The sequence below is a fragment of the Bradyrhizobium sp. JYMT SZCCT0428 genome (assembly GCF_018131075.1).
GTDB lineage: Bacteria > Pseudomonadota > Alphaproteobacteria > Rhizobiales > Xanthobacteraceae > Bradyrhizobium.
In genome coordinates this window covers 68,499-84,868 of sequence record NZ_JAFCLS010000001.1, presented here as the reverse complement: position 1 = coordinate 84,868, position 16,370 = coordinate 68,499, and the positions used below count along the sequence as shown (strand labels likewise).

Genomic DNA, 16,370 nt, shown 5'->3' with positions numbered 1-16,370 from the left:
GAAAGCGTTAGACGCGGGCGCGCACGGGACGCAGCAAAAACGCCGGAAGATGCGAGTGATCGGCAGGCTCCGATTCGACCTCGCGCTGGGCGCGCCGCGGTTCGGCCCGGCCGATCGAGGGCACGCGGGAGGCCGGTGCGGGCGCTGGCGGCGTGAACGCTTCGGTCGCTGCCTGCGGCTGCGGGCCGGAGTTGCGCTCGCCTCCCTTGGCGTGGCGCGGTTCGCGCTCACCGTGGCGCGGTTCGCGCTCACGTCGCGGCTTGCGTCCGCCACGTGAACCTTCCTTGACGCTTTCCCTGGAGCCATCTTTGGCACCGTGGCGGGAGCCTCCGCGAGAACCTTCTCTGCCGCGCGCCTCGCGCGGCGGGTCGATATCGCCTGACGCTTCCGATCGCACGGAGTAGTCGCCTTCCGCGCGCGGAATGGATTTTCCGATCAGCCGTTCGATCGCGGCCAGCGATTTGGTGTCGAGCGATGTGACGATCGAGATCGCGGTGCCGGCGCGGCCGGCACGACCGGTTCGGCCGATGCGGTGGACGTAGTCGTCGGCATGATGGGGCACGTCGAAATTGAAGACGTGGCTGACGGTGGGAATATCGAGGCCGCGGGCGGCGACATCGGAGGCCACCAGTATCGGGATTTCGCCGGAGCGGAATTGGTCGAGGGCGGCGGTGCGGGCCGACTGATCCATATCGCCATGCAGGGCACCGACACTGAAGCCGTGCTTTTGCAGCGACTTGTAGACGACGGCGACTTCGCGCTTGCGGTTGCAGAAGATGAGCGCGTTCTGGAGGTCCTTGGCGTCGCGCAGCAGGCGGCGCAGGATCTCGCGCTTCTCGTGTACCTCGCGCCCGCAGGCGACCTGGAATTGAGACACACCAACCGCTGTGGTCGCGGGCTTGGAGACTTCGATACGTTCGGGATTGTGCAGGAAGGCTTCGCTGATGCGGCTGATTTCGGGCGGCATCGTCGCGGTAAAGAACAGGGTCTGTCGCGTGAACGGGACCAGCTTGCAGACCCGTTCGATGTCCGGAATGAAGCCCATGTCAAGCATGCGGTCGGCTTCGTCGATGACCAGGAGTTCAACGCCGGTGAGCAGCAGCCCGCCGCGCTCGGTATGGTCGAGCAGCCGGCCCGGGGTCGCGATCAAGACGTCGACGCCGCGGGTCAATTTGGTGTCCTGATCGCCGAACGAGACGCCGCCGATCAGCAGGGCGACATTGAGTTTCTGGCCAATGCCGTATTTGTCGAAATTCTCTTTGACCTGGGCGGCAAGTTCGCGGGTCGGCTCCAGGATCAGGGTGCGGGGCATCCGTGCCCGGGCGCGGCCCTTTTCCAGCATGGTAAGCATGGGCAGGACGAAGGCAGCGGTCTTGCCGGTGCCGGTCTGGGCGATGCCGAGAACGTCGCGGCGGGCCAGAACGTGGGGGATCGCCTGTTCCTGAATGGGCGTAGGGGTGGTGTAGCCGGTGGCCGCAACAGCGGCGAGAACCTTGTCGGAAAGTCCGAGATGGGAAAAAGACATTGAGCCTCTAGTCGACACCGCCGTTCGGAATCGAGGGTAATAAGGCTGTCGCGTTCAACCCCGAAACGGCGCGCTTTAAAAAGCTGGGGGCTCTGACTTACGCTGACGAGCGGCTAACCCAAGGGAATCGCGTGTCGATCCAGGGCCGCGTTGGCCGGAACATAGGCGCGAAACGGCCAAAGTCAATCTGGGAACCGGCCAAATGCCCGAAAAAGCTTAATGTTTTCGCACAAATAACGGCCAAACCGTCATTTGGCGGTCAAATGCGTCGGGCTTGCCGAGCCTGCTGCCACGCGACCGGTCGCGCGCTCGTAACCTATTTCCTTGTCGCCGCTTCCCTGAAGTCACCGGGCGTGATGCCCTGCGCCCCGCGAAACACGCGATAAAACGTTGCGAGGCTGTCGAAGCCGCTGGCAAAGGCGATCTCGGCAATGGTCATGGCCGGCGCCTCGCGTAACAGGCGGCGGCTTCGCTCGATGCGCAGCGCGGTGACGGTCTGCGAGAAGCTCATGCTGGATTCTTCGAACAGCACGTGCAGATGACGAACCGAGATCGCGAGCTGACTTGCCACAAACGCTGGCGACAGTTGCGGCTCGGCGATGTGGCGGGCCATCAATCGCCGCGCCAGGGACAGGCGGCCGGCCCGAACCGCGTACTGCGCCAGCCGGCTGGTCGGCCGGACAACGCCGCGCTCGATCAATGTGAGGTGCGTGAGCGTCCGCACCAACGCCATCGTCGTTGCCGGATCGCTGTCGTCATCCGCTTCGGTCAGGTCGGTGAAACAGGATTCCAGCAGCGGGGTGAGGGTGGCGCGGTCGGTAAACGGTTTTGGGACGAGGTCGTGCAGGCCGGGTAGCGGCAGCAGAATGTCGGCCACCGGTACCTTCAGAATGCGAAGATCGAAGCCTTCAGCGGCGATCGGGACCGTATGGTAGGGCAGATCCGAATAGCTCGTCGCAAACGTTCCGCCGGCGACGTGGAAGTCATCGACATTGCGCACCCTGAACCAGCCGCCGCCGCCGAGCTGCTGGCAGATGCAAAGGCTGTCGCTGGGCGCGTTGGCGATATCGGTCGCGCTGCGCTCGACATGATAGCTCGAGGCGCGGAGGCCAATCAGGCCCGCGGAGCCGATCTTTCGAAGCGAGAATTCTCCGGCGAACTTTGGGCGGTGCTCCCGGTCGAGTTCGGCGGTCGCCCCGAAAAGCCCCTTGGAGCGCACCTCGCGCCAATAGTCGAAGCGCTCCTTTGGATCGACCTGATCGGTGGACCATCTAAAGGCAGAGGTACCCTGATCTCCAGGAGGGGCATAGGCGACCGACGGCAGACGTGCCGCTCCTCTTAAAGCCGGAATAGCCACCCCAGCAGTCCTCCCCAAGATATGCCGCGGCGCGGCAAATCACTCGGGAATCATGCCACGGTGGGGTAACCCGGTCCTGATGGGACGGCGGTGACTTTCTGAAATTTCTCTGATATTCGCTTTGCGCAGCCCAGCCCCGAGAAGATTGCGGACACAAGTTGCTCTGTTTCGCCGGATTTGAACTTGACCCGCAACGTGCCAGGCTCCGCGGGCCCGGTGGCGAAGCGATCCGGCTGCGCCCGAAATCCTTCGACATGCTGCAGCTGTTTGTGACCAACGCCGGACGCGTTCTCAGCAAGCAGGACCTGATTGACGCGATTTGGCCGAACGTCCATGTCGGCGACGACAGCCTTTTCCAATGCGTCCGCGAAATCCGCGCCGCGCTTGGCGACGACCAGCGCCAGTTGATCAAGCTGGTTTCCGGCCGCGGCTACCTGTTCGACGGGCAAGTGACGGTCGGGCCGGGCGGCCTTGGCGATGAAGCGCAGGTCCCGGTCGCGACAGCCGGCGTCGAAGCGGTCGCGGTGGCGCGAGCGGCGCTGGCGGCAGAGCCCGCCCGGAAACGGCTCCGCTTCGGCTTGCGAGCCGCGCTTGCGACGGCGGCCGGGCTCGGTGCGGTCGTCGGCCTGGCCTTCGCCGCGCCGATCTTCGTGCCCGATTTCATCTTCGCGCGAAAACCCCCGGCCGTTGCCGCAGAGCAGCCCGTCGGGGTGGGTGAGGGGCAGAAACTTGCCGAGTTGGCGGCGAGCGTGGCCGACCGCCTCAGCGCGGCCGTCAGCCTTGCCGCCGCAGCACCGGTGCTCACGCCCGATACCATGTTTCCGCGAAAGTCGCCGACCATCGCCATGATGCCGATCGTCGGCGTCGGTGACAGCCAGTTGGTTGCCGAGATGGCGGGGGATGTGACCGACCGGCTCACCGATGGCTTGGCCAGGATCGACAAGTTGCGCGTGCTGGCGCCGCGATCGCAAATGGCTTCGGCGGTGCCCCAGCCCGTCGGCGCGCACCCGGAGGCCGACTTCGTGGTGAGCGGCGAGTTGCGGTTGGAGGGCGGGGCCTGGACCATCCAGGCGCGCATGAGCAATGGCGCCACAGGCGAATTACGCTGGACCAACTCGGTTTCGGTCGGCATCGAGAAGTCGGACATGACGCTTCAGCAGATCCGGCTCGCCGCGGGCGTCGGCCATCCGCTGGCGCTTCGCATCAATGCGATGATCAATGCCGGCCCGGCCGCGACCGACGACGACCTGGCTGGCGGCACCGCCAAGGTCGTTATCGAGCAGGCGATGGCCTCGATCAACCAGACCACGCCGGAGCGTTTCAAGGCCGCGCAAACCATGCTGGAGAAAGCCATCGCAGCCGATCCCGGTAATGTCGACCTCGCCGCCGCGTTGGCCGCGCACTTGCTGCGCGGCATCCAGATGACCTGGTACAACAAGGCTGAGGTTGGCGAGACTCAACGCGCCGCGCAGTCGATGCTCGAGCAGGCGCTGCGGGCGAAGCCGACCTACATCCCCGTGCTGGAGGCGTATTGCCGCCTCCTCAACACGACAAACCAGTTCATTGAAAGCCTGGTGGCCTGCGGCAGGGTGCTGACCTTCGATCCCTGGGACGGGCTCGCGATCTACAATCTCGGCCTCGGGCAGCTTCGGCTCGGGCGGTTCGAGGACGCGCTGGCGACGTTCAAACTGGCCGAACAATTCGATACGCCGCGAACGGCGCGCTGGACCTGGCTGTTGGGAGCAGGGCTGACCTTGGTGGTGATGGACCGCAACGAAGAGGCGATCCCTTATCTCACCAGATCGATTGCGATCACGCCGGCCACCGGACGATCACATGCAGTGCTGGCAATTGCCTACCATCGCACGGGCCGCACGGACGAGGCCAAGGCGGCCTTGGCCAAGACCATGGAACTGCGGCCCGGCTCCACTATCGCCAACATCAGGCTTGATCCCAAGAATGCCAGCCCCGTCTATAACGAAGCTTCCAAGCGTGTGGAGGATACTCTCCTGGCGCTTGGTATGGCGGCGAAATAGCGGGTCTATCGCTGACCTTACTCACGTGGCGGAAATGGGGCTCTGGTCCTGCCTGCAGCATTGAACCGCCGGCGTGGCTTTATCGACTACGACAAAAGCGGTCCCGCGCGGCCGCGGATCAATGCGGGGAACTGATGATGACGAGTTGGTTGCGGCCCAAGGGACCGCCCAAGGCACGGTCCAAGGCCGGGCTGCTATCCGGACTGGCATTCGGCATTGTCGCCTCGTTGCTGGCGTTCGCTGCCCCCGCTTATGCCGAAAAACGCGTCGCGCTGGTGATCGGCAATAACGACTACCGGAACGTGCCGAAGCTGCAGAAGGCCGTCAACGACGCCCGCACCATGGGTGATACGCTGAAGCAACTCGGTTTCACCGTCATGGTCGCGGAGAACCAGACGCGCCAGGCATTCAGCCAGAGCCTGCTCGCGTTCGACAAGGCAGTCAGCAAGGGCGACACCGCGTTCTTCTTCTATGCGGGCCACGGCTTTGAAATCGCCGGCCAGAACTTCCTGCTGCCGACCGACGTGCCGGCGGCGACCGAAGGTCAGGAGGAACTGGTGCGCGACGCTTCCATCCTCGCGGACCGCATCATCGAGCGCCTGCAGAACAAGGGTGCCCGAACCGCCATTCTGGTGTTCGACGCCTGCCGCAACAATCCGTTCGAGCGCTCCGGCACCCGCGCCGTCGCCGGTGGCGGCGGCCTCGCGCCGATGACGCAATTGCCGGAAGGCGTGTTCTCGATATTTTCAGCCGGTCCGCGGCAGACCGCGCTGGACCGCCTGTCGAACGACGATGCCAATCCCAATTCGGTGTTCACCCGAACCTTTACCAAGGAACTGACGCAGCCCGGCGTCAATCTCGTGCAGGTCGCGCAACGCACGCGGCGGCTGGTCAGCGAACTGGCGGAGACCGTGCGCCACAAGCAGATCCCGGTCTATTTCGACCAGATGGTCGACGACGTATTCCTGAGCGGCACGACGAAGGCCGCACCCGAGGTTGCCGTCGCCAAGCCTGCGGAGCCATTGCAGAAGGTTGCAGCGTTGCCGCCGGTGCACCGGCTTGCGCCGTCGAACGATTCCGTCAACGCACCGATCGCGATGTTCTCGCGCCATAATAGCGGCTGGACCGTGGTGTTCTCGATCGCCGATCCGACGCTCGGGATTTCCTGGCGGATGGGCGAGGCCGGCGATTTCCGCGAGACCGGCTTCATCGACACGCTCGATCCGCGGACCCGCAAGCGGATGCCGAACCCGTCGATCGAGCTTCCGGCCGACGCGCCGGCCGCCACGATCCAGGTGCGCTATGTCGATACCAATGGCGAAGTGCAGGGGCCGTTTCCAATCCGCTTCGATCCCGAGGCCGCGCTGATCCGCGACCAGCGCAAGGTCCTCGACATGACCGCGACCAGTTGGCTGTCGTTTCGCGAATTCAACGGGCTCATGGTCTATTACACCCATCTGATGTCGTACCGCTGCGCGATCCGCGAGGTGCGCGTCGGCATCGACAGCGCGGTGCCCGACCAGGTTCTGAAAATGCCGCCGTGCGATCCCAAGGATCCCAGCGTCATCCCGCGCGAGGCGCAGCCCTACCTCAAGCTTGCGCCGGCGACCAAGTCGGTTTCGGTCGAGCTGGTCTACCGCGACGGCAGCGTGTCCGAGATCAAGAGTTTCCGGCGCTAAAGCGTTTTCGAGCGAAGTGGATACCGGTTCGCGTCAAGAAAACGCGTCAAATCAAGAATCTAGAGCCCCGTTCCGATTCCATCGGAACGGAAAAGGCTCTAATCCAGCCAGCGTCGTCCGATTGAGTTACAGTCTGCTCGGAGGTCGATCATGGACGCAGGCAGTTTTTCGCGACAGCCCCCGGGGCGCACGATGAAGGTTCGCTGCTGCATCGTTGGCGGCGGGCCCGCCGGCATGATGCTCGGCTATCTCCTGGGCCGCGCCGGGGTCGATGTCGTGGTGCTGGAAAAGCACGCCGACTTCTTTCGCGATTTTCGCGGCGACACGGTGCATCCCTCGACGCTGCAGGTGATGGACGAACTCGGATTGATCGACGGATTTCTGAAGCTGCCGCATCAGCGGCTGCAGAAGATGGAAGGGTTGTTCGGCGGCGCAACGGTGCGGATCGCCGATCTCAGCCGGCTCAAGGTGAAATACCCCTTCATCGCCTTCATGCCGCAATGGGATTTCCTGAATTTCCTGCGCGAAAGCGGCAAGCGGTTTGCCTCGCTCAAAGTGATGATGAGCACCGAAGCGACCGATCTCATTGAGGACGGCGGCCGCGTTGCGGGCGTGCGCGCAAACACGCCGGAAGGCATGATCGATATCGAGGCCGATCTCACCGTCGCCTGTGACGGCCGCCATTCGCTGGTGCGCGAGCGCGCGGGCCTTGCGACCGAGGAGATCGGCGCGCCGATGGACGTGCTGTGGTTCCGCGCGGGAAAAACGGAGAACGAAACCGAAAGCGTGTTTGCGCGCGTCGAGCCCGGCAGGATGATGGTGACGTTCGATCGCGGCGATTACTGGCAATGCGCCTATATCATCGCCAAGGGTCAGTACGATGCCGTCAAGGCGAGGGGCCTGCCGGCGCTGCTGGACGACGTCGCGCGGGTCGCGCCGATCCTCAAATCCGGTCTTGCCGACGTTAAAAGCTGGAATGACGTCAAGCTGCTCACGGTTGCGATCAACCGTCTGACGCGCTGGACGCGGCCCGGCTTGCTTTGCATCGGCGATGCCGCGCATGCGATGTCGCCGATGGGCGGCGTCGGCGTCAATCTTGCGGTTCAGGACGCGGTCGCGACCGCCAATCTTCTCGCGGCCAAGCTCGTGAACGGCTGCCCGCCGGAGAACGAACTGGATGCGGTACGCCAGCGCCGCGAATTCCCGGTGCGGATGACGCAGCGGATGCAGGTCGTGGCGCAAGACAACATCGTCAGCGCCGCGCTGAAGCCCGGCAATCAGCCGCTGAAAGCGCCACTTGTTATGCGGCTGATCACGGCGGTGCCATGGCTGCAGGGCATCACGGCGCGCTTCATCGGGCTCGGCGTCCGGCCCGAGCATGTGCAGTCGCCGGCATCCGCGGAACACTGAAACAAGCTGGCTGCGGCTACGACATCACGCGGCAACTCTGTAGCGGCCCCGCCACAGTAAGCGACAATCCGCCTGGCTCGCGACGTTGCAGCCCTCGCAGTGCCCACGGCGACAAGCCCAGCGCCAGCCGGGACACGTCGGGATTTCGGTTGTCGATGTACGCTCCCCCAAATCTGATAGAGGGGATTATTCAAAGTGAAGAAATTGGCGCTCGTCCTGTCCGCGGTTGCGGCATTTGCCACCCCGGCTTTCGCGGCAGATCTTCCCGCCCGCACCTATTCGAAGGCGCCAGCAGTGGCCGTGACGGTGACCAGCTGGACCGGCTGCTACGTCGGCGGTGGCGGCGGCTACGGCATGTGGAATCAGGAAAACTCGACCTCGGGCTTCGGTCCGCCCCCCATTCCGATTAGCGATACCATAACAACTGGCGGTCGCGGCTATTTCGGAACGGTGCAGGTCGGTTGCGACTACCAGTTTGCGGCGGCGGGTGGAAACTTTGTCGTCGGCGCCTTCGGCGACTACGACTTCGCCAGCCTCAAGGGAACGTTCGCTCCCTCCGGTTTCTCCATGGTTGGTGATGAAAAGATGAGTTCGGCCTGGGCGGTCGGCGGCCGTCTCGGCTGGCTGGCTACCCCCAGCTTCCTGACCTATTTCTCGGCCGGCTACACCGAGGCGACCTTCGACCGCACCAACTTTAACTCCAACTTCCCGCCCTTTGGTGTTTCGGCGGGCTTTTTCCAGGATAAGCGCACTTACAAAGGCTGGTTCATCGGCACCGGCAACGAATACGCGCTGGATATCCTGCCCGGCCTGTTCTGGAAAAACGAATATCGCTTCTCGGAATTCGACACGGAGTCCAATCCCATTCGGTTCACCGCGGGCTTGCCATCAGCCATCTCGGAGGATTCCAAAAAGTTCGTCCATACCGTTCGTAGTGAGCTGGTCTACCGCTTCAACTCGGGCGGATCGGCTCCGGCCGAGGCTTACGTCAAGGCTCCTGCCGCGCCAGTGGTCAACTGGACCGGGTGCTATGTCGGTGGCGGTGGCGGCTATGGCCTTTGGAACCAGGAAAACACCACTTACGTTGACGGACCGCCCCGAACGCGGTTCAGCGAGACGGCGACCACGGGAGGCCGTGGTTATCTTGGAACGGTGCAAGGCGGCTGCGACTACCAGCTGGCCGCTGCAGGCGCGCGCTTTGTCGTTGGCGCCTTCGGCGATTACGATTTCAGCAGCCTCAAGGGAAATCTCAATCCGCAGCGTGTTAACGGCGTTGGCGACGAGAAGATGAGTTCGGCCTGGTCGGCTGGCGGCCGTCTCGGTTGGTTGGCGCTGCCCAACCTTCTGACTTATGTCTCGGTCGGCTATACCGAAGCGACCTTCGACCGCACTGATTTTACCGGCATCTCTGCCCCCTTCGGTGTTCCGGCCGGCCTCTTTACGGAAGCGCACCTACAGGGGCTGGTTCATCGGCGCCGGCGACGAATATGCGCTGAACTTCCTGCCCGGCCTGTTCTGGAAAAACGAGTATCGCTTCTCGGAGTTCGATGTGGCGACCAATCCCATTCGGATCACTGCAACGGGCCTGCCGACTGGCGTCTCGATCGATTCCGAGAAATACACCCACACCGTTCGCAGCCAGCTGGTCTACCGCTTCAACTGGGGTGGCGGTGCGGTCGTTGCGAAGTACTGATCTCTGCTCAATCAGCAGCTCAAAAGCCCCGGCATCGTCCGGGGCTTTTTCGTTGCGGAAGTGCGTCAGCGTGACGTCGGCGTTAGCCCATGACCGAGAAACCGCCGTCGATCGGGATCGCGGTGCCGGTGGTGAAATCGGAGGCGGGCGAAGACAGAAACACCGCAATGCCGGCGAAATCGTCGATCACGCCCCAGCGCGCCGCCGGCGTACGCGCCAGCACCTTGTCGTGCAGCCCGTCGATTTGCGCGCGGGCGCCCCTGGTGAGATCGGTGTCGATCCAGCCCGGCAGCACCGCGTTGACCTGGATGTTGTCAGGGGCCCAGGCCACCGCGCAAGCGCGCGTGAACTGCACGATGCCGCCTTTGCTCGCCGCGTAAGCCGACGCAAAGCTGGCGCCGAAGATCGACATCATCGAACCGATATTGATGACCTTGCCGCCGCCCGCTTGCTTCATCGCAGGATAAACCGCCTGCGAGACCAGGAAGGCGCTGGTGAGGTTGGTCTGGATCACGCTGTTCCACTCGGCGAGATCGAGCACGTGCGGCGGTTTGCGGATACTGATGCCGGCATTGTTGACCAGGATGTCGATCCGCCCGAGTTCGCCGGCGACGCGCGCGGCCATGGCGTCGACCGCCGCCTTGTCGGTGACATCTGCGACCACCGATATCGCCTTGGCACCGCTGCGCTCGAGCTCGGCGGCTGCGGCAACCGATTTGGCTTCATTGCGCCCGACAACCGCAATCGCGGCGCCGGCGTCCGCCAACCCGCGCGCCATGCCAAGGCCGATGCCGCCATTGCCGCCGGTGACGATGGCGACCTTGCCGCTGAGATCGAAAAGTTTTGTTTTCATTGTTGTTGTCCCATTGTTGTTATCGACAGAGCCGCGATCAGCTCTTGCCTTGCCAGATCAGGATCAGGCCGACGGCGCCGAGCACGGCACCATAGCCCGCCCATTGCAGCTGGTTGATCATGAAGCTCGATTGCGGCCAGGTGATCGCGCCGGTGCCCTGGCCGATCCAGAGCAGGCCGACGGCGAGCGCCAGAAAGCCAACGATCAAGAGCAATCTGGCCATGGATACTCCCCGCTGCCGCTTTCGAACGGCTTGACCGGCGTCCCCGGAAACCATTGCCGAGGCCGACCGTAGCGGCCGATCGAATACAATGCGGGCGGCTTCGGCAAGGGCGGAAATGATCAGGAGACTGATGATGGGGGCAGGCTGCGCCGCGCTTACCAACAGCTCAAGACTGCAACTCGGGCCAGGAGCATGCGGGCGCGGCAACGGCCTCACGCAACCAGACACAAAAAAAGCCCCGGACGATGCCGGGGCTTTTGAGCTGCTGATTTAGCAGAGATCAGTATGTCGATCAGTACTTGGCGACGACCGGGCCACCCCAGTTGAAGCGGTAGACCAGCTCGGTCTTCGCGGTGTAGACGGTCAGCCTGCGCGAGTCGATGTTGCCGAACGGGTCGGTACCAACGGCGCCAGCGACGCAGTTCGCTCCAACAGTCACGCAGGTAAGACGCGAGTCCTTGCGATCGTACCAGGAAGCGCGACCTTCGGTCTTCACGAACAGGCCCGGGAGGAAGTCGAGCTGATATTCGAAACCGCTGTGAAGAAGCCATCAAAGGTCTGGCCCGGAACCTGAAGGCCGGATACTGCGGCGCCACCAGGAAGGATCGAGCGAATATTGTAGGCATCGGTATGAGCCTGCGTGTAGCCGGCGTTGAAGTAGGTCAGGAATGACGGGCTGACGAGATAACCGATCCGGCCGCCAACAGCCCAAGACCAATCCATCTTGTTTTCGCCGACAAAGGTTTCGCCGGGGGTGAACACGCGCCAGGCGTGGTCACCCTTGATGTCGGAGTAGGTGCCGTCGACGAAGGCGCCGACAACCCAGCGGCCGCTGAACTGGTAATCGCAGCCCACGCCGGCGGTTGCCAGCCAGCCATCCGAACCGGAGGTGGCGCCGAGGACGTTGGTGCCGTTGGGCGATGCGCGAGTAACGGTCGGTACGGGAGATGCCGTAGCCGCCACCGCCGCTGATCCAGCAGCCGGTCCAGCTTACGGCCGGGACCACCGGAGCCGGGGCCTTGGCATAACGGGGAGCCATGTCAGCCGCGAGAGCCGGGGCAGTCAAGGCTGCCATCGCGGTCAGAGCGAGCACCAATTTCTTCATTGTCCAAACCCTCAAAATTAAGCGTCGTAACCGACCGCCCAAATGGTGCGCTTGCACCGATTCCCTAAACCCAGTGTCTGGAATATACGCGGTTCTACCTAAAATGCTGTTGCGGGGAGAGCACATCCGCCCGAAAAGGAACTTCGGGAAAAATAGGCACGATCAGGCGCCCACGGGGGCAAACAAGCCGAAAGGCTGGCAAACCCAACAATCACGTGCCGTCGGCCGAGATCGCCCATGGGGTCACCTTGGGGTCAGACGTCCAGCAGATCCTCGCTGGCAAACTCCGCCTTGTCGGTGATGAAGGCGAATCGGGCCTCGGCCTTGGTGCCCATCAGCCGCTCGACCGAATCGGCGGTGCCTTCGCGGTCGTCGGCCAGCAGCACCACGCGCAGCAGGGTGCGCTTGGCCGGGTCCATCGTGGTTTCCTTGAGCTGAGCCGGCATCATCTCGCCGAGCCCTTTGAAGCGGCCGACATCGACCTTGGCGTTGGCGTTGAATTCGCTCTTGAGCAGCGCGTCCTTGTGGGCGTCGTCGCGGGCGTAGACCGTCTTGGCGCCGTGGGTAAGCCGATAAAGCGGCGGCACAGCAAGATAGAGATGGCCCTCGTCGATCAGCCGCGGCGTCTGCCGGTAGAAGAAGGTGATCAGCAGCGAGGCGATGTGGGCGCCGTCGACGTCGGCGTCGGTCATGATGATGATACGGGAATAGCGCAGGTCTTCCTCGCGGTAATGCGCGAGCGTGCCGCAGCCGATCGCCTGCATCAGGTCGGAGAGCTGCGCGTTGGCGGTGAGCTTGTCCTTGCCGGCGGAGGCGACGTTGAGGATTTTTCCGCGCAAGGGCAGCACGGCCTGGGTCTTGCGGTCGCGCGCCTGCTTGGCGCTGCCGCCGGCCGAGTCGCCCTCGACGATGAACAGCTCCGAGCCTTCGGTCGCGGTGTTGGTGCAGTCGGAAAGCTTGCCGGGCAGGCGCAGCTTCTTCACCGCGGTCTTGCGCGAGGTTTCCTTCTCGGCGCGGCGGCGCAACCGCTCGTCGGCACGCTCGACGACGAAATCCAAAAGCTTGTTGGCCTGCAGCGGATTGCCCGACAGCCAATGGTCGAACGGATCCTTGATCGCCTGCTCGACGATCTTCTGGGCCTCGGCGGTGGCGAGGCGGTCCTTGGTCTGGCCCTGGAATTCCGGTTCGCGCACGAACACCGAGAGCATCACGGCCGCGCCCACCATCACGTCTTCGGAGGTGATCGGCGCGGCGCGCTTGCCCTGACCGATGCGCTCTGCGTGATCCTTCAGGCCGCGCAGCATCGCGCTGCGCATGCCGGATTCGTGGGTGCCGCCGTCGGGCGTCGGCACGGTGTTGCAGTAGGAGGAAAGGAAGCCGTCGGCGTCCGCCGTCCATGCCACTGCCCATTCGCAGGCGCCGTGGGCGCCGTTGCGTCCCGATTTGCCGGAGAAGATATCAGGGTGCACCAGCGTGTCGGCATGGATCGCGGCCGCCAGATAGTCCTTCAATCCCCCGGGAAAATGGAATTCGTCCTCGGCCGGCACCTCTTCGAGGCCGCGCAGCAATTCGGGATCGCAGCGCCAGCGGATCTTCACGCCGCCGAACAGATAGGCCTTCGAGCGCGCCATCTTGAACAGCCGTTGCGGCTTGAAGGCGGCCTTGGCGCCGAAAATCTCGGTGTCGGGCTTGAAGCGGATGGTGGTGCCGCGGCGGTTGTTGATCTTGCCGAGTTCCTGGAGCTTGCCCTTGGGATGACCCCGCTCGAAGGTCATCTTGTAGAGCTTTTGTTCGCGTGCGACCTCGACCTCGAGGAGCGAGGAGAGGGCGTTGACGACGGAGACACCGACGCCATGCAGGCCGCCCGAGGTCTCATAGACTTTGGAGTCGAACTTGCCGCCGGAATGCAGCGTGCACATGATGACTTCGAGCGCGGACTTCTTCGGAAATTTCGGATGTGGATCGACGGGAATGCCGCGGCCATTGTCGGTCACAGTCAGGAATCCGTCGGCGCTCAGCGTAACCTCGATAAACGAGGCATGGCCGGCCAGCGCTTCGTCCATGGAGTTGTCGATGACTTCGGCGAACAGATGGTGCAGCGCCTTTTCATCTGTGCCGCCGATATACATGCCGGGCCGGCGTCGGACCGGCTCCAGACCTTCGAGCACCTCGATATCGGCCGCGGTATAGCCGGCTTCGGCGCTGTTGGACTTTGCGGCCACCTTAAGCGAGGCGCGGCTCTTTGCGTCATCGGCGCCGAACAAGTCGCTGGCGGATTTGGTTTTGGCAGCTGTTTTCAATGGCTTGGGCATGGTTCTTCATGTGATGCGCGCAACCTGGCGCAGCGAATCGATCTGTCTGACTATGCCACGGATGGGCTTAAAAAGTGACGGCCGGGCCGAACGCTGCAACCGCTCGGGGGCCGTACCACGAGATAAGTGCTGTTGTCAGGCGCGGAACACGGGAGAGCGGCTAAATCACGCCCGGTGTCCGCCTTTGTGACTTGAAGTCACGCAACGGGCTGGCGTACCTGTTCCAAGGCCATGGGCTCGCGGGTTTGATTCAATGGCCGGATTTGGGGCTGGAAGGCGTTTAAGGGATGCAAGATTTTGCGCGCGCCCTGGCTGATTTCGTGCGCGATCATCAGGCCTGGGCAGCACCGGTTGTGCTGCTGCTGGCGTTCGGCGAATCGCTGGCGTTCGTCTCGCTGGTCGTTCCGGCCTGGGGGGCTCTGGTCGCGATCGGCGCGCTGATGGGCGTCAGCGGCATCAACTTCTGGCCGATCTGGATCGCCGGCGGCATTGGTGCGGGACTCGGCGACTGGGTCTCCTACTGGTTCGGCTTCAAATACAAGGAGCAGGTGGCCCAGATCTGGCCGCTGTCGCGCTATCCGGAAATCCTGCCGCGCGGTGAGGCTTTTGTAAAAAAGTGGGGCGTGCCCTCCATCTTCATCGGGCGGTTCTTTGGACCGTTGCGGGCGTCGGTGCCGCTCGCCGCCGGCATTTTCGAGATGCCGTATTGGCCATTCCAGATCGCCAATTTCGTCTCCGCGCTGGTCTGGTCGGCCGCGTTGTTGCTGTTTGGCGACGTGATCGCGCACATCATCGAATGGGTGTGGCGGTTGTTGTGACGCAAGGCGCTCACCCTGCCGGAATAAGCCGCCGGGGGCAGGGGTTAGCTCTCATGATGGGAAACACCGGGCTGCCTGCCGTCGCACCGGCGTCATCGCGCCAGCACTGAAGGGCTGGTAGAAGCGGCGGCAACCAGGGCCGAGAACACGTCACACGGACACATCAATAAAGCGGGAATTCCGGCGAACCGCATTTATCGTCTTACTGGGAGGACATCACATGGATTTGACACGACGTCACGCACTCGCCGGCGCCGCAGCTCTCGCTGCTTCGCCACTCCTGTCTACCGCGCCGGCAAGGGCGGCCGCGCCGATGGCCGACAAACAGGCGCCGAGCTTCTATCGTTACAAGGTGGGGGACGCGCAGGTGACCGTCATTTCCGACGGCGTGAACACGTTTGCGCTCGGCGATAGCTTCATCACCAACGTGAAGAAGGAGGAGGTCGCCGCGGCGCTCGAGAAAGCCCACATGCCGAAAGACAAAATCAGCATCCAGTTCGGGCCGCTGGTCATCAACTCCGGCGGCAAGCTGATCGTTCTCGACACCGGTAACGGCCCGGGCGCCTTCGCCTCCAGCAAGGGCGCCGTCGGCCAGTTCGCAACCAATATGGCCGCGGCCGGCATCGATCCGAAGTCCGTCGACATGGTGGTGATCTCGCATTTCCACGGTGATCACATCAACGGACTTCTGACCGCAGAGAACGTGTCGGCATTCCCCAACGCCGAGGTGTTGGTGCCCGCCACGGAATGGAAATATTTCATGGACGACGGCGAGATGGGCAAGCAGACCACGGAACGCATGAAGGGTGTGTTCGCGAATGCCCGTCGCGTTTTCGACGCAGGCCTCAAGAAGAAGGTGACACCGTACGAGTGGGGCAAGGACGTTGTCCCCGGTCTGCTCGCCGTGGAAACCGCCGGCCACACCCCCGGTCACACCTCCTATGTGTTGTCGTCGGGTTCGGGGAAGGTGTTCGTCCAGTCGGACGTCACCAACATCCCCTATCTCTTCGCCGCCAATCCGGGCTGGCACGCCTTCTTCGACCAGGACGCCGCCATGGCCGAGAAGGCCCGGCGCAAGACCTACGACATGGTCTTGGCGGAAAAGCTCATGGTGCAGGGCTTCCACTATCCGTTCCCGGGCCTTGGGAATGTGGAGAAGGACGGCAGTGGGTATCGCGTGGTGCCAGCGCATTGGAACCCGGTGATCTAAGCTTTCCTTGCCCCAACGATCGAGCCAAGGCCGCCCTTCGGGGCGGCCTTTGTGTTCTGGCCGGGTGTTTTGGCTTGACGGTGGAACCGTGCGGCCCTATAGGCACGCCCATGATCAACGCTTCGACCAGCATCATCGCCCGCCGCCGC

At 63.5% G+C, this 16,370-nt stretch carries 13 protein-coding genes; 6 read left to right on the top strand and 7 right to left on the bottom strand.

Annotated features, from left to right (window positions below; translation table 11 throughout):
- Window positions 1–7 precede the first annotated feature (7 nt).
- Together JQ575_RS00535 and JQ575_RS00530 are read right to left on the bottom strand one after the other, a co-directional pair.
- Window positions 8–1,525 carry a DEAD/DEAH box helicase gene (locus JQ575_RS00535; RefSeq protein WP_212031326.1) on the bottom strand — a complete coding sequence of 506 codons (1,518 nt, stop codon included), beginning with the start codon at window positions 1,523–1,525 and terminating at the stop codon, window positions 8–10.
- A gap of 316 nt (window positions 1,526–1,841) precedes the next feature.
- Window positions 1,842–2,882, bottom strand: a complete 1,041-nt coding sequence (locus JQ575_RS00530; RefSeq protein ID WP_312015861.1) for an AraC family transcriptional regulator — start codon at window positions 2,880–2,882, stop codon at window positions 1,842–1,844.
- Between the two features lie 254 nt (window positions 2,883–3,136).
- Here JQ575_RS00530 and JQ575_RS00525 point away from each other — a divergent pair, with 254 nt between their 5' ends.
- The 4 genes from JQ575_RS00525 to JQ575_RS00510 all read left to right on the top strand — a co-directional run bounded on the left by JQ575_RS00525 (window position 3,137) and on the right by JQ575_RS00510 (window position 9,774).
- On the top strand, window positions 3,137–4,918 hold the full coding sequence (locus JQ575_RS00525; RefSeq protein ID WP_212031325.1) for a winged helix-turn-helix domain-containing protein: 1,782 nt from the start codon (window positions 3,137–3,139) through the stop codon (window positions 4,916–4,918).
- 137 nt (window positions 4,919–5,055) lie between these two features.
- Window positions 5,056–6,597, top strand: a complete 1,542-nt coding sequence (locus JQ575_RS00520) for a caspase family protein (protein WP_212031324.1) — start codon at window positions 5,056–5,058, stop codon at window positions 6,595–6,597.
- A gap of 150 nt (window positions 6,598–6,747) precedes the next feature.
- A complete protein-coding gene (locus JQ575_RS00515) occupies window positions 6,748–8,007 on the top strand; it encodes an FAD-dependent oxidoreductase (protein WP_212031323.1) in 1,260 nt (419 codons plus the stop codon).
- Between the two features lie 195 nt (window positions 8,008–8,202).
- Entirely contained in the window at window positions 8,203–9,774 is a 1,572-nt protein-coding gene (locus JQ575_RS00510; RefSeq protein ID WP_212031322.1) for an outer membrane protein, read from the top strand.
- A gap of 8 nt (window positions 9,775–9,782) precedes the next feature.
- Here JQ575_RS00510 and JQ575_RS00505 read toward each other — a convergent pair whose 3' ends face one another.
- The 5 genes from JQ575_RS00505 to parE form a co-directional block, all read right to left on the bottom strand.
- On the bottom strand, window positions 9,783–10,553 hold the full coding sequence (locus JQ575_RS00505; RefSeq protein WP_212031321.1) for an SDR family NAD(P)-dependent oxidoreductase: 771 nt from the start codon (window positions 10,551–10,553) through the stop codon (window positions 9,783–9,785).
- A gap of 37 nt (window positions 10,554–10,590) precedes the next feature.
- Entirely contained in the window at window positions 10,591–10,776 is a 186-nt protein-coding gene (locus JQ575_RS00500; protein ID WP_211994991.1) for a hypothetical protein, read from the bottom strand.
- A 292-nt stretch (window positions 10,777–11,068) separates the two neighbouring features.
- A complete protein-coding gene (locus JQ575_RS00495) occupies window positions 11,069–11,272 on the bottom strand; it encodes a hypothetical protein (protein WP_212031320.1) in 204 nt (67 codons plus the stop codon).
- The gene (locus tag JQ575_RS00490; protein ID WP_212031319.1) at window positions 11,269–11,739 is read right to left on the bottom strand and encodes an outer membrane protein; all 471 of its coding nucleotides are present in this window, start codon (window positions 11,737–11,739) and stop codon (window positions 11,269–11,271) included. The genes JQ575_RS00495 and JQ575_RS00490 overlap by 4 nt, the downstream gene beginning before the upstream one ends.
- A gap of 396 nt (window positions 11,740–12,135) precedes the next feature.
- Complete coding sequence (gene parE / locus JQ575_RS00485; protein ID WP_212031318.1) at window positions 12,136–14,193, bottom strand: DNA topoisomerase IV subunit B; 2,058 nt, start codon at window positions 14,191–14,193, stop codon at window positions 12,136–12,138.
- A gap of 287 nt (window positions 14,194–14,480) precedes the next feature.
- Between parE and JQ575_RS00480 the strand changes: the two genes are divergently transcribed.
- On the top strand, window positions 14,481–15,011 hold the full coding sequence (locus JQ575_RS00480; RefSeq protein ID WP_212031317.1) for a DedA family protein: 531 nt from the start codon (window positions 14,481–14,483) through the stop codon (window positions 15,009–15,011).
- Window positions 15,012–15,231: 220 nt separating this feature from the next.
- Window positions 15,232–16,221 carry an MBL fold metallo-hydrolase gene (locus JQ575_RS00475; RefSeq protein ID WP_212031316.1) on the top strand — a complete coding sequence of 330 codons (990 nt, stop codon included), beginning with the start codon at window positions 15,232–15,234 and terminating at the stop codon, window positions 16,219–16,221.
- Window positions 16,222–16,370 lie beyond the last annotated feature (149 nt).